Annotated in this window: 18 protein-coding genes; 6 read left to right on the forward strand and 12 right to left on the reverse strand. The window is 72.7% G+C overall.

Annotation, left to right across the window (positions count from 1 at the left end; translation table 11 throughout):
- Positions 1-462: zinc-binding alcohol dehydrogenase family protein (locus ACFVYA_RS02735; protein ID WP_387041598.1), on the reverse strand; the 462-nt coding region annotated here is incomplete at its 3' end.
- A 126-nt stretch (positions 463-588) separates the two neighbouring features.
- A complete protein-coding gene (locus ACFVYA_RS02740; protein WP_387041601.1) occupies positions 589-1,392 on the reverse strand; it encodes an SDR family NAD(P)-dependent oxidoreductase in 804 nt (267 codons plus the stop codon).
- A gap of 85 nt (positions 1,393-1,477) precedes the next feature.
- On the opposite strand from ACFVYA_RS02740, the gene ACFVYA_RS02745 reads away from it, so the two are divergent.
- Entirely contained in the window at positions 1,478-2,122 is a 645-nt protein-coding gene (locus ACFVYA_RS02745; protein WP_387041603.1) for a TetR/AcrR family transcriptional regulator, read from the forward strand.
- A gap of 39 nt (positions 2,123-2,161) precedes the next feature.
- On the opposite strand, the gene ACFVYA_RS02750 is transcribed toward ACFVYA_RS02745, so the two are convergent.
- From ACFVYA_RS02750 to ACFVYA_RS02785, 8 genes are all read right to left on the reverse strand, one after another.
- Positions 2,162-3,028: a serine hydrolase gene (locus ACFVYA_RS02750; RefSeq protein WP_387041606.1), complete on the reverse strand. Its 867-nt coding sequence runs from the start codon at positions 3,026-3,028 to the stop codon at positions 2,162-2,164.
- Positions 3,029-3,226: 198 nt separating this feature from the next.
- Complete coding sequence (locus ACFVYA_RS02755) at positions 3,227-4,114, reverse strand: hypothetical protein (protein WP_387041609.1); 888 nt, start codon at positions 4,112-4,114, stop codon at positions 3,227-3,229.
- A complete protein-coding gene (locus tag ACFVYA_RS02760) occupies positions 4,114-4,608 on the reverse strand; it encodes a SigE family RNA polymerase sigma factor (RefSeq protein ID WP_387041611.1) in 495 nt (164 codons plus the stop codon). The genes ACFVYA_RS02755 and ACFVYA_RS02760 overlap by 1 nt, the downstream gene beginning before the upstream one ends.
- Before the next feature lie 255 nt (positions 4,609-4,863).
- On the reverse strand, positions 4,864-5,670 hold the full coding sequence (locus ACFVYA_RS02765; RefSeq protein ID WP_387041613.1) for a helix-turn-helix domain-containing protein: 807 nt from the start codon (positions 5,668-5,670) through the stop codon (positions 4,864-4,866).
- The gene (locus ACFVYA_RS02770) at positions 5,663-6,232 is read right to left on the reverse strand and encodes a carboxymuconolactone decarboxylase family protein (RefSeq protein WP_387041616.1); all 570 of its coding nucleotides are present in this window, start codon (positions 6,230-6,232) and stop codon (positions 5,663-5,665) included. Before ACFVYA_RS02770 ends, ACFVYA_RS02765 begins: the two co-directional genes overlap by 8 nt.
- Positions 6,233-6,286: 54 nt before the next feature.
- Positions 6,287-6,982, reverse strand: coding sequence for an alpha/beta fold hydrolase (locus tag ACFVYA_RS02775; RefSeq protein WP_387041619.1), 696 nt, complete (start codon positions 6,980-6,982; stop codon positions 6,287-6,289).
- A gap of 78 nt (positions 6,983-7,060) precedes the next feature.
- Entirely contained in the window at positions 7,061-8,011 is a 951-nt protein-coding gene (locus ACFVYA_RS02780; RefSeq protein ID WP_387041621.1) for a GlxA family transcriptional regulator, read from the reverse strand.
- A gap of 40 nt (positions 8,012-8,051) precedes the next feature.
- The gene (locus ACFVYA_RS02785; RefSeq protein WP_387041623.1) at positions 8,052-9,182 is read right to left on the reverse strand and encodes an epoxide hydrolase family protein; all 1,131 of its coding nucleotides are present in this window, start codon (positions 9,180-9,182) and stop codon (positions 8,052-8,054) included.
- Between the two features lie 151 nt (positions 9,183-9,333).
- Between ACFVYA_RS02785 and ACFVYA_RS02790 the strand changes: the two genes are divergently transcribed.
- The 4 genes from ACFVYA_RS02790 to ACFVYA_RS02805 all read left to right on the forward strand — a co-directional run bounded on the left by ACFVYA_RS02790 (position 9,334) and on the right by ACFVYA_RS02805 (position 11,874).
- Positions 9,334-9,474, forward strand: coding sequence for a hypothetical protein (locus tag ACFVYA_RS02790; RefSeq protein ID WP_387041625.1), 141 nt, complete (start codon positions 9,334-9,336; stop codon positions 9,472-9,474).
- Between the two features lie 165 nt (positions 9,475-9,639).
- Positions 9,640-10,425: a GAF and ANTAR domain-containing protein gene (locus tag ACFVYA_RS02795; RefSeq protein WP_387041628.1), complete on the forward strand. Its 786-nt coding sequence runs from the start codon at positions 9,640-9,642 to the stop codon at positions 10,423-10,425.
- A gap of 90 nt (positions 10,426-10,515) precedes the next feature.
- The gene (locus ACFVYA_RS02800) at positions 10,516-11,337 is read left to right on the forward strand and encodes a SigB/SigF/SigG family RNA polymerase sigma factor (RefSeq protein ID WP_285993449.1); all 822 of its coding nucleotides are present in this window, start codon (positions 10,516-10,518) and stop codon (positions 11,335-11,337) included.
- Positions 11,338-11,448: 111 nt separating this feature from the next.
- Entirely contained in the window at positions 11,449-11,874 is a 426-nt protein-coding gene (locus ACFVYA_RS02805) for an anti-sigma regulatory factor (protein WP_285993450.1), read from the forward strand.
- Here ACFVYA_RS02805 and ACFVYA_RS02810 read toward each other — a convergent pair.
- A complete protein-coding gene (locus tag ACFVYA_RS02810; RefSeq protein ID WP_387041631.1) occupies positions 11,863-12,099 on the reverse strand; it encodes a hypothetical protein in 237 nt (78 codons plus the stop codon). The genes ACFVYA_RS02805 and ACFVYA_RS02810 overlap by 12 nt on opposite strands.
- Positions 12,100-12,207: 108 nt before the next feature.
- Between ACFVYA_RS02810 and ACFVYA_RS02815 the strand changes: the two genes are divergently transcribed.
- The gene (locus tag ACFVYA_RS02815; RefSeq protein WP_387041634.1) at positions 12,208-15,513 is read left to right on the forward strand and encodes a hypothetical protein; all 3,306 of its coding nucleotides are present in this window, start codon (positions 12,208-12,210) and stop codon (positions 15,511-15,513) included.
- Positions 15,514-15,573: 60 nt separating this feature from the next.
- On the opposite strand, the gene ACFVYA_RS02820 is transcribed toward ACFVYA_RS02815, so the two are convergent.
- A complete protein-coding gene (locus ACFVYA_RS02820; protein WP_387041637.1) occupies positions 15,574-17,931 on the reverse strand; it encodes a M20/M25/M40 family metallo-hydrolase in 2,358 nt (785 codons plus the stop codon).
- Positions 17,932-17,945 lie beyond the last annotated feature (14 nt).

Genomic DNA, 17,945 nt, shown 5'->3' on the forward strand with positions numbered 1-17,945 from the left:
CAGGCCCGCGAGCACCTGTAGGTTCCCGCCGGCCGGAAGGCGGAGCTGGACGATCGCGTCCCCCGCGGTCGTCCCGGCCCCCGGAAGCGTCCCCGCCACGGTGGCGGACAGGCCTGCCGGGATGCGCGCGGTGTTCGGCGCGGACAGCACCGTCGTCTCGGCGTAGGTGCCGCCGCCGGTCAGCGCGAAGCCGAAGACCGCGTCCCCCACCTCGAGCCCGTCGACGTCTTCCCCCAGCGCGAGCACCGTCCCCGCGGCCTCCATGCCGAGCACGAGGGGGAACGGCCGCCCGCCGTCGAGCCCGGGGACCAGACCCGCACGCAGGAGGTGGTCGAGGGGGTTCACCCCGGCGACGTCGACCCGGATCAGCACCTCACCGCGACCGGGAACGGGATCGGGCCGGTCGAAGAACTCCTGCACTTCCGGCCCGCCGTACCTGCCGAAACCCCATGCCTGTCCCATATTCCGCGCCTTTCCGGGTGACCGGCCCGGTCGTTCCGGGCCCTGCGGCCATCCTGATCGCTGACACCGGTGTCAGGGGCAACCGGCTGAGGCGCGGGTCACACCGTCCGGCCGGCCACGGTGGCCTCAGCCGAACGCGGCCAGCGCGAGCGGCTCCCACCGGCGCCAACCGTCCAGCCGTTGCCGGTACTCGGCTTCGACCGCCGCGAACGACTTGCCGAAGAACACCCGCTGCGGCGGGTCCTCGGTGTCGGCGAGCTCCAGCAGCGGTGCACGGGTCGCCCGGGGATCGCCGAAGTCCCACTCGATCCGGTTCGCCTCGCGCACTTCGTCGTAGTCCGGGTTCGGCTCGCTGTTCCGGATGCTGCCACCCCCGAAGTCCGTCCGGTACGGGCCGGGCTCCAGGCAGATCACGTCGATCCCGAACGACGCGACCTCCTGCCGCAAGGACTGCGAAAGTCCTTCCACGGCCCACTTCGACGCGTGGTAGGCGCCGATGCCGGGAAACGCGCGGATGCCGCCCTCGCTGGTGACCTGGATGATCCGGCCGCGCCCCTGCCGGCGCATGATCGGCAAGGCCGCCTGGGTCAGCCAGAGCGCGCCGAAGAAGTTCGTCTCGAGTTGCGCGCGAACCTCCTCCTCGGCGAGTTCCTCGACCATGCCGAAGTGCCCGTAACCGGCGTTGTTGACCAGCACGTCCAGCGAACCGAACTCGGCCGCCGCCCGCCGTACCGCGTCGACGGCCGCGGCCCGGTCGGTGACGTCCAGCCGCAGGGGCAGCACGGCGTCGCCGTACCGGTCGACGAGCGGGCGCAGGCTTTCGACGTCCCGCGCGGTGGCGGCGACCCGGTCGCCGCGCTCGAGGGCCGCTTCGGCCCACTCGCGGCCGAAGCCCTTGGACGTCCCGGTGATGAACCAGTTCTTGGTCACTTCATGTCCTTCCGGCCTGAATACCTACCTCTCAAGCTAACAGTAGCATGGATAGCATTTTTACACTTGATGGTACAGTCAGGGCATGATCGCGAGCGACGGCCGCCGTGAGCGGAAGAAGGCCCAGACCCGGACCCGCATCCAGGAAGCGGCCCTGGACCTCTTCGTGAGCCAGGGCTACCGGGAGACGACGATCGCGCAGATCGCCGCGCGGGCCGACGTCGCCACCCGCACGGTGACGCTGCACTTCCCGGCCAAGGACGACCTGCTGTTCGCCGACGACCCGTTCACCCCGGAGTCGCTCGAGGCGCGGATACGCCGGCGAAAGCCGGAGACCACTCTCGACGCCGTCCGCGACTGGATGCACGCGATCATGCGCGAACTCGACGAGCGTGACCGTGACTCCGGGGTGGATCCCACGCACCTCTGGCAACGCCGCGCCCTCCGCGCCGACCTCCTCATGGCCGACGACGACCTCCGCGGCCGCGCCCGGGCCGGCTACCGCGACCTCGAACTCCCGATAGCGGCGGGGATCGGCGAAGACCTCGGCCTCCCGGCGGACGGACTGCTCCCCCGGCTCGCCGCCGTCACCGTCGTCACCGGCCTCCGCGAGATCTACGTGACGCGCGAGGGCCGAGCGCGGCCGGCGGCGAGCGAACTGTCCGGCCTCGTCGACGAGGTGCTCGCCTACGCCCGGGCCGGCCTCACCGCGGCGGCGAAGCCGGCCTGACGCGCAGGCGCAGAGCGCCCGGCCAGGGCTCCGGCTCGGTCACCGACCCGACGCGAGGCTGATGTCGCTGCGGCCGAACAGTTGCTGGGCGACGTCCGCGCACACGCGGGCCCCGTACCGGTGCTCGTCACCTCGGTCCGGGTAGTGCACCATGACCGCGAGCACCCAGTGCTCCCAGATGGCCAGGCAGTTGACCGTCCACCAGGTCCCGTGCCGGGTCCAGCCGTTCTTGATCGCCGGGCGCCGGCCCTCGAGTGCCGGTGCCTCCGGGATGCCGAAGGCGTTGCGCGGGTCGACCGATCGCATGAGCTCGAGCAGCTTCGCCCGCCACTGCGGGGTCAAGCCCGGACCGCGGGCGACGCACCGGCCGAGCAGGGTCGCGTCGGTCGCGGGCATCGTCGTCTTGGACCACCAGTCCGGGTGGATCCGCGTGTCGCGCAGTTCGCAGGTCCGGATCATCCGCTCGATCGACTCGTCCCCGCCGAGCCGGAGGTACAGCGCCTGCGCGGCGTGGTCGTCACTGACCTGGATCATCCGGCTCAGCCGGGCCTCGTCCTCCGCCGAAACCCGCGACTCCCGTGAAGCGAGGAAGTCCACGGCGAGCCAGCTCTTGATCATCGATTCGGTCGTGTTGCGCAGCGCCCCGTCGCCGACCACGGCACCGCTGCCGAGTTCGCGCAACGCCCAGGACCACTCACCCTGGACATCGACGGCCACCTTGACCTCCGCCGGATCCGGCACGACCAGCCGCGCGGTCGGGGCCGGCGCGGCCGCCTCCGGCGGCGACGGCAGAGACCGGACCGGCCGTTCCGCGGCGGCGGGCACGTCCACCGGGCGAAGGAACATCGCCGCGGCGATGACACCGAAGATCGCACCCCCCAGCACGGCAGCCACGGAAAGACGCATCGGAACTCCTTCGACCGAGCGATGGACCGTTGCTTTTCACACCGACTGCCGAGCAGGCAGGCGTCAGATTCACTCATCTCGAAGATCGGCCGGAGGCGGAGGTGATCACGCACTCATGAACGACCGAAGATTCACCGAGGCCGGGGCCTGTTCATCCACCACGAACAGATTGCCCCGCCTCGCGAAAAGAAATGAAACCTATCGGTCGAGCTGAACGGAGTTCAGCAAGGCCAGCGCAGCCGCTTCATTGGCGTGCGAGCTGTTGATTTCGAGGGTGTACGCGCCGAGCTTCCGGTATTGGCGGGCCGGCAGCTGATCCTGCGCCGCGCCGCTGTCCACGGCCCCGCCGTTCCTCGGGATCGACACGAACAAGGAGAAGCACCGGCTGTCGAGCGGCGCCTTCCGCACGTCGAGGTCAGGGCAAAGCACCAGCGTGTTGGCCTCGGGTTCGCTGGTGAACGTGGAGACCTTCAGCCCATCGGGGATCTGCACCGACTTCAACGGCGACTTGATCACCGGCGGCGTGGCGCGGATCTTCCCCACCAGATCGAGCATTTCCGCGGCCGTCACCGGCTTCGTGGTCCGCACCAAGATCCACCGGCCCGGTCCGTCCTGCCACATGACCGTCTGCGGCTGGGTGATCTGGCCGGCGGCCGAGGGCTTCGCGGCCAGCGCGCTCTTGGGTGCGGCGCTTTCCCGGACTTCGATCTCGAACGCGTACTGGTGGTCCTGGCCGTAGTGCAGACTCGCGAACTGCGGCTGGACGGCCCACATCAGCAGCTGCCAGGAACTGTCCTGGAGGCTCACCGCCGGCGCGGCGGGAGGCACCTTCCCGGTGTCCGACGGCTCGGTCGCCGCCGCGGACGAGGGATTCGGGTGCGCGGCCGGAGGCACCACCGCGGTGTCCCGCTCCAGCACCCCGACGGCACCCGCGCCCAGCGCGACCACCGCGAACGTCACCGCGGCGACCCCGGTCGCCCGGCGCCGCCGGATCCGGCGGGTGGCGACGGCGAGCACGTCACCCGGATCGGGCGCCAAGGTCTCCTGCGCACGCAGCGCGCGGCGCAACTCGTCGAGATCGGTCATCACACACTCTCCTTGCCTTCGTTCAGCTGGACGCGCAGCGAGCTCAGGCCGCGCGAGATGTGGCTGCGCACGGTCCCGGGCGCGCAACCGAGCACGGCGGCGATCTCGTCGTCGTCGCGGTCCTCGTAGAACCGCAGGACGATCGACGCCCGTTGGGCACGGCTCAGCCCGGCGAGCAGGCCGCCGAGCTGGTCGGCGTCGGCGATCCGCCCGGCCGGATCCGGCTCGGCCGGCTCCCGGAACCGCGTGACGTCCGAGGTCGGGCGCACGGATCGCTGGTACCAGCGGCGCCGCCAGCCGAGGTAGCCGTTGACGACGATCTTCCGCATGTACAGGTCCGGCCGATCCGCCGCCGCCAGCTGCCGCCAGGCGCGGTGCGCGTGCACGAGCGCGTCCTGCACCACGTCCTGCGCCAGCTCACGGTCGCCGGTCAGGACGGCGGCGAACCGCACCAAGCCGGGCAGTTGCTCGCGGGTGAACTCTTCGAACTGCACACCCCTCAAGATGCCGTCATCCACGCGGTTTGTTGCAGTCGGGTTCGAGCCGATCCAGCGCCTCGGGGGGACGGCGCGGGCCCTCGCCTGCGGAAGGGCGAGGGCGGGTCGGCCCTCGGGTGCCCGCCGGGCGATCCACTGGTGCCGCCCACGCCTACGCCGGAGCGCCTACGCCCAGTCTCGTTCACCGGCCCACGGGCCGGGCCAATGCGCGGGTTCGTCCGCTGATCCGCCGCCGGGGCCTGCGTCCTCCGGTCACTTCCCCGGCGGCCCGGCCAGTTCTCGGGCGTGCTCCCGGGTTTCGTCGTTCATCGGGAAGAAGCATTCGATGCGCAGCTCCTGCAGGGTCACGTCCTGCGGGGTGCCCAACGTCGTCACCGTGGAGAAGTAGTCGAACCGCCGGCCGGCGCGCTCGTAGCGGATCGGCACGATCGGGAGAACCGGGGCCGTCGCGTCCGGTACCCGCAGGTGCGGCGGCACGTCCGGGTAGGCCAGCACTTCGTCGAGGATCCGGTGGGCCCGCTCGTCCAGGACGCCTCCGATCGCTTCGCGCCGGACCCGCCGGACCAGCGCCTCGGCGACCTCCGGCCAGTTCGTCACGTGGGGTCGCGCGCCGTCCGGGTGGAACATCCGGCGCAGCACGTTCGGCGGCCCCGGTGGGGTTGCCGGCTGCCCGCCCCGGAGGAAGGCGAAGAACCGGCGGGCGGCGGTGTTGGTGTGCCGGATGTCCCAGCTGCGGTCCATCACCAGCGCCGGGAACGGTTCCTGCTGGGCGAGGATGGTCTCCAGTGCGTCGCGCACCGCGGCCAGGGCTGGTGCGTCCAGTTCGGACTCCGGGTATTCCGGGGCGAAGCCGGCGCTGAGCAGCAAGGTGTTGCGCTCGCGCAACGGGACGTCGAGGACCTCCGCGAGCTTCAGCACCATGGCGCGGCTCGGGTTCGCCCGTCCCGTTTCGACGAAGCTCAGGTGGCGGATCGACACGGCGGCCTCGGCGGCCAGCGCCAGCTGGCTCAGCCGCCGGGTGCCGCGCCAGTGTTTGAGCAGGAGACCCACGTCAGGCACCCGCCGGGTATCCCGTCTTCCAGGCGTGCGGCAACACCGCGGCTTCCAGCGGGGGCCAGGCGAGGTTGGCCGCGTAGTTCGTCATCGCCGAGATCGCCACGCCGGTGATCACTTCGAAGACCTGTTCTTCCGTGAAACCCGCCGCCTTGAACGCCACCACCTCCGCGTCCTCGACGTGCCCCTGCTTCCCGATCAGCGACCGGGTGAACGCCGACAGCACCGCCATCCGCCGATCCGCGGGCGCCTCACCCCGGCGGATCGCCTCGACCACGGCCGGCTCGACACCGTCCCGCAGCGCCTCCAGCGTGTGGAACGCCACCGCCCATTCACTCCGGTTGGCGACCGCGTTGGACAGCAGCAGGACCTGCCGTTCGTCCGGGCCGAACGTGCCGCCGCCCCGGAAGTGCCCGAAGGCGGCGAAAAAAGTGTTCAGCAACGCCGGCGAGTTGGCCATGAGGCCGGCCGCGGCGGGCACGAACCCGAAAGCGCCTTCGAGAACCCTGAGCGGCTCCTTCGCGGCTTCGGCGGCGGTGGCTGCGGTGTGGAGCTGGTGACTGGTCATGGGCTCGAGTCTTCCCCGCCGGGTGCGGCGAACCAATTCCCTCGGAGGTAAACCTCACCGGGCGCCGCGGAGAATCGTTTCGGCCACCACATCCGGGTGCACCAGCGGGACGGCGTGCGTGGACTCGACCTCCACGACGGTGGAGCCGGCTCGCCCGGCCATCCACCGCTGGGCCTCGGGGGGAATGGAATTGTCCTGTGTGGACACCACGGCCCACGACGGCAGTGCGTGCCAGCTGGCGGCGTCCGCGAAGCTGCCTTCCAGGGTGACCGGGTCGAAGGGCTTCTGGGCCGCGGCGAGGATCTTCTGGTCCCGCGCACTGGCGTCAGCGGCGTAGACCGCACCGAACTTGTCCGGCCGGAGGTAGATCTCCGCGCCACCGGGGTACTCCCGTACGACCAGGTTTTCCGGGATCAGCAGGCTGCCCGGGAACTTCCCGTTGAGCGCGCCGGCCGTCTCCCCCGCGTCCTGCTGGAACGCCGTGACGAACACGAGCGATCGGACGTCTTCGGTCAGGGCGCCGGGTGCCGAGATCACCGACCCGGCGTAGGAGTGGGCGGCGACCACGAGCGGGCCGGTGAGCGTGCCCAGAAACTGCCCGAGGTAGGCGATGTCGCCGTCGAAGTCGCGCATCGGCAGGGACGGCGCGATGACGGCGTGCCCGGCGTCCTGCAAGCGCGCGGAGACCCGGCGCCACACCGAAGCATCGGTCAGGGCGCCGTGGACGAGAACGAAGGTCGGCTGATTCATGCCCTCAGTTTCGGCGCCGCGCGGAGTTCGCGGACAGTGGCAGTCCTGCCGACTATCGAAACTTTCCCGCCAAGGACCTCAGCCGCCGTCGAAGGTGAAGGACCTCCGGTGTTCGCGGGGCGAAACGTTCGTCGCACGCCGGAACTGCACCCGCAGGTTGGTCGCCGTGCCGAGGCCGACGCGGCGCGCGATGTCCTCTATGGACAGTTCCGAGTTCTCCAGCAGTTCCTTGGCCCGCGCGATGCGCTGATCGCGCAGCCAGGTCAACGGTGGCACCCCGGCCTTCTCGCGGAAGCGCCGGTGGAACGTCCGCTCCGACATGGCGAACCGGGTGGCCACGTCCTTCACCGACAGGGACTGCTCCAGCGACACGAGCATCCACTGCTGGGCCCGCGCGACGACGTTGTCGCCGGGCGGGACGACCGCCTTTTCCACGAACTGCCGCTGCCCGTCCGCCGGGCGCGGCGCCATGACGATGCGCCGCGCGACGTGCCGCGCGGCCGCCGGTCCCAGGTCGGCGTTCAGCAGGTGCAGGCAAAGATCCACGCCGGCGGTCACACCGCCGGAGGTGAGCACCGACCCGGTGCCGGCCACGAGCACCGACTGGTCGACGGTGAGCTCGGGGAACCGTTCGGCGAGCTCGGCGCACAAGGACCAGTGGGTGGTCACGGTCAGGCCGTCGAGCACCTTGGCCCGCGCCAGCGCGAACGCCCCGGAGCAGATGGACACCAGCCGGACGCCCCGCCGGTGCGCGGCGGCGAGTGCCCGCAACAACGACCCGGGCAGCTCACGGTCCACGGCGTCGGCGTAGCCCGGCACGACGATCGTGTCCGCCCGGCGCAGCAGTTCCAGCCCGCCGTCCGGGATCACCGTGGTTCCCCCGGCGACCGGCACGGGCCCGCCTCCCACGGACACGGTCACGAGGTCGTACGCCTCCGGCGCCTCCCGGCCGAACACGTGCACCGGGATCGCGTAGTCGAGGGGCAGGACGTTCTCGAGCAGGACGACGACCATCCGGTGCCGGGACATGGCAGCATCCTATCGACACGCGCTGATACTGCCGGCGCGCTCAGCGCAGGTCCCGGAAGAATTCGGTGATGTCGCGGGCGAGCAGTCCGGGTTCCTCGTAGGCGGCGAAGTGGCCGCCGCGAGGCATGGTCGTGTACCTCGTGACGTGGTACGTGCGCTCCGCCCAGCTGCGCGGCGGCTGGGTGAGGTCGGCCGGGAACAGCGCGACGGCGGTCGGCACCTCGACCCGCTCGACCCGGCGGGTCAGCTTCTCGCCGTACTCGTAGTACGGCCGGAACGACGTCGAAATGGTGTTGGTGAACCAGTAGAGCGACGCCTGCGTCAGCAGGAAGTCGTCGCTGAACCGCGAGGACAGGTCCCCTCCGCAGTCGCTCCACGCGCGGTACTTCTCGATGATCCACGCGAGCAGCCCGGCCGGCGAGTCGGCCAAGCCGTAGGCCAGGGTGACCGGCCGGGTGCTCTGCTGGTGCTGGTAGGCGCCTTCCCGCGCCGACCAGGTCGCCACCGAATCGAGGTAGGCCCTCTCCGGCGCGGTGAGGCTCTCGTCGTCGTGGGCGACCGGAGCGGCGACGGCCGTCAGGTGGATACCGATCACCGCCTCGGGATGGGCTTCGGCCAGCCGGGAGGTGATGCCCGCACCCAGGTCCCCGCCGTGCGCCGCGTACCGGGAAAAGCCCAGTTCCTCGCGCATGAGCAGGTGCCACAGCTCGTGGGTCGGCACGGGATCGGCGAGCGAAGGACGTTGCGGGGAGAAGGCGAAACCGGGCAGGGACGGGACAATGACGGTGCACGAGTCCGCCGCGGAACCACCGTGCTTCGACGGCGTGGCCAGCCGCCGGGCGAAATCGGTCAGCTCCAGGAACGAGCTGGGCCACCCGTTGGTCAGCACGATCGGCAGGGCGTCCGGGGCTTCGCCGTCGAAACGCAGGTAGTGCACCGGCGTCCCGGCGAGGTCCGCGAAGTGGTGGGGCAGCGCGTTGATGGCGGCTTCGTGCGCACGCCAGTCGTAGCCGGACGCCCAGTGGGCGACCAGTCGCCGCAGCTCGTCGGGATCGGTGCCGGCCGACCAGCCGGTCACCGGCCACGGAGCCGGCCATCGCGTGCCGGCCAGCCGGGTTCGCAGCTCGCCGAGTTCGGCATCGGTGACCGCGAGCACGGGCCGATCGGACATGGGTTTTCTCCTCGCGTCCGCTCCTCGGCCACCAGGATATCGAGTGGAGCTCGCCGTTCTTGCCGCGCCCAGCTCGGGCTAGTTGATGAGGAACCGGACCCGGTTGACGATGTCCGACCGCGAGTAGGCGGCCATCCCGTGGTACGGGCGGGTGCGGCAACGCCAGCTCGGCGCGAACTCGGTCTCGGTCCCGTTCGACCACGACTTCCCGGGCGACCACGACTTCCCGGTCGCCCGGCCGGACACGTTCGGCGAGGCGATGCTCCGGGCCGTCGACGAGGTCCAGGGCTGAGCGCCGCCCGCACCGGAACGCGGATCGCGGTCGCCGTCACCCTTTTTGCGCCACGCCAATGTCCGGCCGGCAGGCTCGTAGCGGCCGGGCCGCCCGGGGGGTTACGTTGGTCGTCGCGATGGTTGAACAGGCAGCCGTCTTCCGCAGCCACCCAGGGAGACAGGCATGAGCAGTGACCAGGACTGGCAGCGCGACAGGGAAGCCTTCGTGACCGACCGGCCTGCCGCCGGCCCCCTGGCCCGGCAGTTCGCGCAGCTGACACACACCTTGCTCACCGCTCCCACCGTGGAAGACGTGCTGCAAACCGTGCTCGAGGCCACGACCGTGATGGTCCCGGCCGCCGACCTCGCCAGTTTCACCCTGCTCGACGCCGACGGGCACTTCCACACGCCGGCGGAGACCGACGAGGTCGCCATCGAACTCGACCGGCTGCAGTACCGGTTCCGGGAAGGCCCCTGCGTCGAGGCCGCCGACCCCGGCGGCCCGGCGGTGGCGATCGCCCCGGACCTCACCGCCGAACCACGCTGGCCCAAATGGGCCCCGGCCGCCACGCGACTCGGGATGGGTTCCGTCCTCTCCACCGCTCTCATCAGCGGACCGCCCAACGGCGAGTCCAGCGGCGCCCTCAACGTCTACTCCCGCTCCCGGCACGGGCTGGACGCGGCCGACCGCGACGTCCTGCTGCTGCTGGCCACCGACGCCTCCCTCGCCCTGGCCGCCACCGACGCCGTGACGCGCGCGGAACTGCAGGCCGCGCACCTGCGCAAGGCCATCGACAGCCGCGATGTGATCGGGCAGGCCAAGGGCATCATCATGGCGCGCCGAGGCGTCTCCGCGGACGCCGCCTTCGACGTCCTGCGGCGGACGTCCCAGGACCTCAACGTCAAGCTCGCCGACCTCGCCCGGACGCTCGCCGGCCGCCACACCGAGATCGACCTGCCCACCCGCTGACGGCCGCGAAGCGCCGGCCCACCTCTCGGCATCAAGCCCAGCTTGCGAGCCGTCCGTGTAATTCACACGATCAGGGGTACCCGGTCGTCCATGACTGTCTGTGCTCCCGACCACGCGCCGGCGAACGACGCGCTGACCGTCCCGACGCCGCGACGGTCCAACGAATACGCCCACTGCGCTCCCCTCTTCCACGAGCGCAGCCGGCTCGACGCCGAAGACCCCCGTCGCGCCGCCCTCCGCGAGCGGCTGATCACCGAGCACCTCCCGCTCGCCGAGCACATCGCGCGGCGGTTCAGCGGCCGCGGTGAGCCCTTCGAAGACCTGCTGCAGGTCGCTCGGACCGGTTTGATCCGCGCGGTCGACCGGTACGCCGCCGACCGCGGCAGCGACTTCGTGTCGTTCGCCGTGCCGACCATCATGGGCGAGGTGCGCCGGCACTTCCGCGACGTCGGCTGGTCGATGCGCGTTCCCCGGGCGCTGAAGGACCTGAAGCAGAAGCTCGCGAAGGCGAGCGACGTCTTGGCCCACGAACTGGGCCGGGCGCCCACGCCCAGCGAACTCGCCCGCCACCTCGGCATGGACGTCGAGACCGTCCGGGAGGGCCTGCTGGCCGCCCAGGCCTATCGCGCCACTTCCCTCGACACCCCCGCACGAGAGGGCGAGGACGACTTCGCCGCCACCGGCCGGCTCGCCGAGGACGACACCGGCTTCGAGCGGTTCGAGAACCACATCGCCCTGCGAGCGGCACTGGCCACCCTGGAGCCCCGGGAACGCGCCATCGTCAAGATGCGGTTCGCCGACGAGCTCACCCAGAGCCAGATCGCCCAGCGGGTCGGCGTTTCCCAGATGCACGTCTCCCGGCTGCTGGCCAGGACCCTGGAGCAGCTGCGGCGGCACATCGACGCCGGCTGACCCGGTCGAGAGCCCGGTCCGGCGGTTCACCCCTCGGCAACGGGGTAACCCGGCACCGAGATCGACTCCCCGAACCGGACGGGAGCCGCGGACCAGGAAGGGCCCTGCCCGATGCCGATCGAACAGCAGGCCACGCACCTCGACGACTCGCTGCGCGTGATCGCCCTCGAGGTCGCCGACGACCTCGCCGAGCTGGCCACCGTGCGCGCCTGGGCCGAGGAGTTGCTGCAGGATCTGCCCGAAGACCAGCGGGTCGACGCGCTCATGGTGGTCGACGAGCTGACGTCGAACGCCCTCCGGCACGGCAAGCCTCCCCGGCAGGTCCGCCTGCTGCGCAAACGCGACTGGCTCTCCGTGGAAGTCGACGACGCCTGCGTCGACCCCGCCTGCCCGCGCCCGCCTTCGTCCGACGGCGGGCACGGGCTCAAACTGGTCGCCGCGATGAGCGTGTCGTGGGGTCAGTGGCAACGTCCCACGGGCAAGACCGTGTGGGCCGAAGTCGACCTCACTCGCGGTCGCGAGGGTTCACCGGCCTGAACGCCACCGGCGCAGCAGGGTGCGGAGGACGACGAGCACGGCCCAGCCGATAAGGAGCACCGCGGCGACGCGGATTCCCGTCTGGTACCAGCCGGGCGCGCCGGGCCGGCCGCCCCAGAACCAGGCCGCCGCGCCGATCGCGGCCGCGACGGCCGCGGCCAGGGGGTAGCGGACCCAGCCGGGTAGCCCGGCCAAGCTGACCTTGCGGCGGGGTGGATCGGCCACCCGGCCAGCGTAGGCCGAAGCCGCCTGCACGTTCGGGCACGATCGTCCGCCCCCGTGGCCGCCCCCGGACGGGTGCTGCGCACCGCGGCGTGCGCGGGACGCTGAGGTGTGGCCGGAGTCGAGCACGCCGAGGACAGCGGCAGCGAACGCCTCTCCTCGGCCTCGAAGCGCACGGGCGGTGAACCGGAGAGCACCGCCCATTCGCTGCTGGCCATGCAACGCTCGGCGGGCAACGCCGCGGTCGGGCGGCTGCTGGGCGGGCGGAAACCGGCGGTGCAGCGTTCGGCGATCGCCGCCACCCTGCAGAGCCGGGCGGCGGACCGGATCGCGGCGGCCACCGCACCCGCCACGGCGGCCGGGCCGGAAGGCACCCAGGCCCCGGCTCCGGATCCCGCGGCGATGGCCGCCGAGAAGGCGAAACAGCGCGCGGCGCTGGCCGGTACGGTCCAGCCTCCGGACACCACCGCCGGGCGGGAGCAGACCCGCGGTGCCGCGGCCGCGGTCAAGGCCGAAGCCGCGGCACCCGCCACGCCGGCGGCCGGCGGCAAGGACACGGCACCGCCGTCGGCGACCGGCGGCGACAGTGACGCCACGGCGGCCGTCGCGAGCGCGGCACAGCTGACCCAGCAGGCCGTGGCCCAAGCCGACGCGGAAGCTGCACCGGAGCCGCCCGCGCCGGTGCGGCCGCCGGAGCCGGTCCCGGCGGCCGACGCGGCCGGCCGCGCGGTCCCCGGCGATCCGGCCGCGGACGCCTTGGCCGCCGGGCTGGCCGCGCGGCTGCAGGCGCTGCGGACCGGCGCGCACGCGGTCCGGACGCAGGCGGCACGAGAACGCGCGCAGGCGCACCGGATCCAAGCGCTCCTGCACAGCGCGGAGGGCGGCGTCACCGAGGCGGAAGCCGGTGTGGCCCGGCTCGAGGGGCACACCGCGCACCGTCGCGAGGTCGCCGGGCAAGCCAGGCAGGCCCTCGAGGTGTCGAAGCAGAAGCAGGAGACGGTCGCCGCGGGCGCGCCCCAGGTGTCCGCGCAGAGCGACGATGGCAAGGCCAAGTCGTCGCCGATGGCGGCCGAGTCGAAGCAGCTGGCGGCGGAGAACGCGAGCAAGCAGCCCGAGGACGCCGAGGCCGCGGGGAAGTCCGCCGAGCAGGGCTCGAAACTGACCAAGGTCGGCGCCGACCTGGGCTCGATCGACGACGCCATCGGGGCCACCAAGACCCGGGCCGGACGGCTGGCCGAGGAAGCCACGCAGGCACAGCAGGCCAACACCGCCGCGCAGGGCCGGATTTCCTCGACCGAACAGGCCCTGGAGCGGACCGGACAGAAGACCGCCGAGATGACCGGCCAGAACCAGGCGGCCCGCGCCCGGCTGGCCGGGCTGGCGGGCGGCCCCGCGGACCAGCGGGCGGGCGCGGACGACCTCGATGCGCAAGCCCGGACGCTGGACGAGGCATCGGCGCGGCTGGAGCTGCGGGTGCACGCGGCCCGGCAGTCGTACGCCGACGGGATGGCCTCGATGCCGGCACGGGTGCCGCGCCGGAGCGCGCACCAGGTGCAACGGGCCGGGTACGACGACCGGGCCCGCTTCGATCCCGCGGGGGCGGTCGCCGGGGCCGTCCCGTCCTGGCTGAGCGGCGAAGAGCCGCAGAGCGCGCGAGCCCGCGCGGAACACAAGGCGGCCGAGGACGCTCGCCGGCGTGCCGAGCTCGCCGAGATCGACCGCGAGGCCGGTGGCCACTTCGAGCGGCTCTCGGCCGCGGACAAGGCCGGGATCGCGCTGAAGATGACCGGCCGGCACCTGTTTTCCTCGGTGGGGGCGACGAACTTCCCCCGGTTCATCGGCAACATCGCGCGCGGCTTCATCGACCCGCGGATGTCGCTGATGGGCATCGTCCAGGGGTTCGGGATGATCGCCTCGGGCGGCGCGAACCTGTTCAGCGCCGCGCAGTGGGCGAAGGACCCGGTGGGCAACCTCCTCAAGTCGGCGGCCGACATCACCACCGGCGTCACGATCGTGCTCGGCTCCATCGCCGGGCTCGCCACCGCGATCGCGATCATCCTCACCGCGGTCGCGATCGTCGGTTCGATCTTCTCCTTCGGCGCGGCCGGGGTGGCGCTGGCGCCGATCATCGCGTTCTGCGGCACGGTCGCGGCGACCGTCGCCCCGTGGGCGCTGGAGGCCGCGGCGATCGCGTTGACCCTGCACGGGCTGGTGTTCATCAAGAACCTCGTCGACGCGGCCAGCGCGCAGACCGCGGGCCAACTGCAGAACGAGTCCGACCAGATGACCGAGGACGCCACCAACGCCGGCGCCATGGCACTGCAGATCGGCATGGCCAAGGCCATGGAGGCCGGCGGCAAGCTCCTCGCCGGCGCCCGGGGCGGCCGGGGCGGCGGTGGCGGTGGTGGCGAGGGCGGCGGCGCCGGAGGGGGCGGCGAGGGCCTGGTCACCGAGGGCGGTGCCGTGCCCGAGTCCGGTGCGGTGACCGAGGGCGGCCCGGTGCCCGAGTCCGGTGCCGTGCCCGAGGGCGGCCCGGTGCCCGAGTCCGAGTCCGGGCCCGCTCCCGAGCCCGCCGCGGCGCCCGAGCCGGCTTCGGCCCCGGAATCCGCTCCGGCCGCCGACACCGGCCCGGCACCCGCCGCCCCCGAACCGGTCGAGCTGCCCTCGGGGATCGCCGCGAACGACAACGCCATCCCGCAACCGGACCTGCCCGGCGGACCGGCAGCCAACGACAACGCCATCCCGCCGTCGGAAGCGAACGAACAGGTCCTCGCGGGCACCGGCACCGACGGCCCTGTCGACGTCGGGCCGAAGCCGCCCGAGCTCCGCGTAATCGAAGGCGGCGCCTCCTCCGACGCCCCACGAGCCATGGCCGGGGCGGACAAGCCGGGTCCCGGAAGCCGGGCCACCCCCGCGACCACTGTCGAAGGTCCCGGCGCAGGCCGTCCTTCGTCGGTCGGCGGCCCCGCCGAAACTCCGTCTTCACCGACGACCGAGCCGACCACCGCGGAACCCGCGGTCGAGGAACCGACGCGCGAACTGACCGAAGACGAAAAATGGGAGCAGATGACCAAGGCGCTGGAATCCGAGACCGAACCGGAGTCCGGAATCGACGCCGACGCGGAGGCCGAAGGCGAACGGGACGTGGCAGCCGAGGCCGGCCGCCGGGAGCACGCGAAGCAGCGTCAGGCGCAGGCCAGGCAGGGCGATGCAGGTCGGCAGGTCGGCCGGGCGCAGGAGGTGATCGCCAACGGCGACAAGTTCACCGACAGCGCTACCGGCAACACCGTTCACGTGCTCGGCGATCGTGTCGTGATCACGGGTCCCCATGGCGAGCCGGTCACCCAATTCACCAACACCAGAGCCAACACCCGAGCGAGGGTCGCCGAGGGCAAGTGGGTGCCGAAGAACGATTGACGTCACCGCTCGTCCGGACCGGATCGGGTGGCTCCGCGTAGCGGAGCGCGATCGCGCGCGTCAGATCCGGTACGAGCGGGTCGCGAAGGTCAGGCCGCTGGAGTAACCGCCCCACCGGACCGAGTCCGGCCGGGGTCCGTCCAAAGCGGACAGTGGGAAGTCGGGGCTCCGCGCGGCCAGGAGCAGCTGTGCGGGCGCCGGACCGCGCAGCGTGAGCGTCAGCTCGACGCCTTCCGGTGGTGGTGCGGACAGCGTCAGGCCCCACCGCCAGCCGGTCGCGGTGAACGGCCGGTTCGTTCCGCCGGGGAACGTGGTTCCCCCCACTTCGGCCCGGACGACCGGGGCGCCGCCGTCGTCGGCGTAGATCGTCAACTGGGTGGGCCGGCCGGTGACCGAGATGCGCAGCCGCACGGTTCTCAGGTCGCCGGCCGCGGTCTCTCCCAGCACCTTCATGGCGGCTTCGGGCACCGGGACCACCGGGGCCGGGCCGCTGCGCGTGCCCTCGGACCCGTACAACGCCGGGAACCGTTGCTCCACACCGGGATCGTCGGCGGGGGCGTGTTGGCCCGCCCACTCGCCGGAGCCGTCGCCCTCGCTGGCCCAGATCGCCTCGTGCCGGTCGGCGTCCAGCGCATACACCAGGCTCACCTGCGCAGGATCCGGTGCGCCGGGCCGGTCGGCCACCGCGTCGGAGACGACCAGGCCGGTGGCCGCCAGTGCCACGACGGCCGCCGCGGCGAGCACCGGCCGGGTGCGCGGCGGTGTGCGCCACGCCGGGAACACCGTCACCGCGGCCAGGCCGAGCAGCAGCATCGGGACGGCGGCGAGCGCGAGCCCGACCGTGCCGAACAGCAGCCACCCGAGCGGGACCAGCAGCAGCACGGTGGGCACGCCGGCCAGCCAGGCGACCGCGGCCCGCCACGGCGAGCCCACCGGCAACCGGGCCGTCACGACCAGCCCCGCCGCTCCGGCGAACGCGGGCCAGGTGCACAGGTAGGCCGCGCCGGGCACCAGCACCGCGGCCACCACCGCGAGCACGGCCATGACGAGCAACCCACCCGCCGCGAGCTCCGCCGGCCGGCCGCGGCGGCGGCCGAACCACACCAGCCACAACGCCGCCGGCACCAGCGCCAGCAGCGCCAGACCGGCTCTCGAGAGCACGACGGCGTAGGGGTCACCGCCGAGGAAGCGCCGGTTGCCCGGGCCGGCGAGCACCACGGCCTGCCACGCGAGCCAGCCGATCGCCGCGCCACCGGCGGGCACCACCAGGGCCGCGGCGGCGCAGCGGGCCGTCGCGGCGAGGCGCAGCCGGCCACGGCGGCGGGCGAGCCACACCGCGGCCGCGGCGGCGAGCAGGGCGAGCACCGCCAGCGGCAGGACCGCTCCGGCGGGGTAGTCCACCACGAGGCCGAACACGGTGAAGTACTCCGATTCCCCCGCGCCGGTGAGTCCCGGAAGGCCGGCCGCCAGTGTTCTCGTCGCGGCCAGCACCGCGTCCCCCAGGTCCTCGAGGCTGGCGGAGTCCACATGGGACAGATCGTCCAGCTCGGAGTGGTACGGGGCGCTGCCGTCGATCATCGCGAAGTTCAGCCCGGTGTGCGACGCACCGCGGAAGACGGTGAAGTCGGTGTCGTTCGGCAGCAGCCGGTACACCTCCCGGGACAGCGACGTCGCCAGCGGCGTACCGGCACGCAACGCCGGCATGAGCGCGGCGCTGTGCGCGCCGGTCTCGAACATGATGGTCCGGCCCGTCGTGCCCCGGGCGTCCAGGTTCAGCACCACGTCGCGCGCCGGGTCCCCCAGCAGGCCGGCCGCGGCGAACGCCCGGGCGCCCAGCTGCCCGAACTCCTCGCTGTCGGTGAACACGAACGTGATGTCGGCCCGCTGAGCCGGCATCGAGGTGAGCACCCGCGCGATCTCCAGCAGGGTCACCACCCCGGCCCCGTCGTCGGTGGCGCCGGGGCCGATCTCCACCGAGTCGTAGTGGGCGACCAGCAGGACCCGGCCCGCGTGCGCGGTCCCGGGCAGGGTGGCGGACACGTTCTGCACCCAGCCGTAGGCGTGCGCGGACTCCGTCTCGGCCACCCCCGCGCTCGTCCGCTGCACCGCCGGCCGCAGCCCCAGCTCGGTGAGCCGGGCCACCAGCCGGTCGCGGACCTGCTCGTTGGCGGGCGAGCCGGCCGGGTGCGGCCGCTGGGCGATCCGGTCCAGTTCGGCCCGCGCCCTGGTCGCGGAGAACTCCGTCGCCGGCGCGTCGGCGGGACGGGGCTCGGGCGCGATCGCGCTGTGCAACACGGAACCCACCGCGAGCAGCAGGACCAGCACGCCGGCGGCCCACGCGGGCCACCGGTGGCGCACGGCCGGGCCGCCGCCGGTCCGCTCGCGCGGCGGGGCGGACTGGGGATCGGGTTCCTTCACGGTGGTCAGGGGGT

It is taken from the genome of Amycolatopsis sp. NPDC058278, assembly GCF_042881395.1.
Classification (GTDB): Bacteria; Actinomycetota; Actinomycetes; order Mycobacteriales; family Pseudonocardiaceae; genus Amycolatopsis.

Excerpts from the sequence above, each read along its gene's own strand:
- ACFVYA_RS02745 (WP_387041603.1), top strand. The coding sequence starts at position 1,478 with ATGATCGCGAGCGACGGCCGCCGTGAGCGGAAGAAGGCCCAGACCCGG.
- ACFVYA_RS02750 (WP_387041606.1), bottom strand. The coding sequence starts at position 3,028 with ATGCGTCTTTCCGTGGCTGCCGTGCTGGGGGGTGCGATCTTCGGTGTC.
- ACFVYA_RS02755 (WP_387041609.1), bottom strand. The coding sequence starts at position 4,114 with ATGACCGATCTCGACGAGTTGCGCCGCGCGCTGCGTGCGCAGGAGACC.
- ACFVYA_RS02770 (WP_387041616.1), bottom strand. The coding sequence starts at position 6,232 with ATGACCAGTCACCAGCTCCACACCGCAGCCACCGCCGCCGAAGCCGCG.
- ACFVYA_RS02775 (WP_387041619.1), bottom strand. The coding sequence starts at position 6,982 with ATGAATCAGCCGACCTTCGTTCTCGTCCACGGCGCCCTGACCGATGCT.
- ACFVYA_RS02780 (WP_387041621.1), bottom strand. The coding sequence starts at position 8,011 with ATGTCCCGGCACCGGATGGTCGTCGTCCTGCTCGAGAACGTCCTGCCC.
- ACFVYA_RS02785 (WP_387041623.1), bottom strand. The coding sequence starts at position 9,182 with ATGTCCGATCGGCCCGTGCTCGCGGTCACCGATGCCGAACTCGGCGAG.
- ACFVYA_RS02795 (WP_387041628.1), top strand. The coding sequence starts at position 9,640 with ATGAGCAGTGACCAGGACTGGCAGCGCGACAGGGAAGCCTTCGTGACC.
- ACFVYA_RS02800 (WP_285993449.1), top strand. The coding sequence starts at position 10,516 with ATGACTGTCTGTGCTCCCGACCACGCGCCGGCGAACGACGCGCTGACC.
- ACFVYA_RS02805 (WP_285993450.1), top strand. The coding sequence starts at position 11,449 with ATGCCGATCGAACAGCAGGCCACGCACCTCGACGACTCGCTGCGCGTG.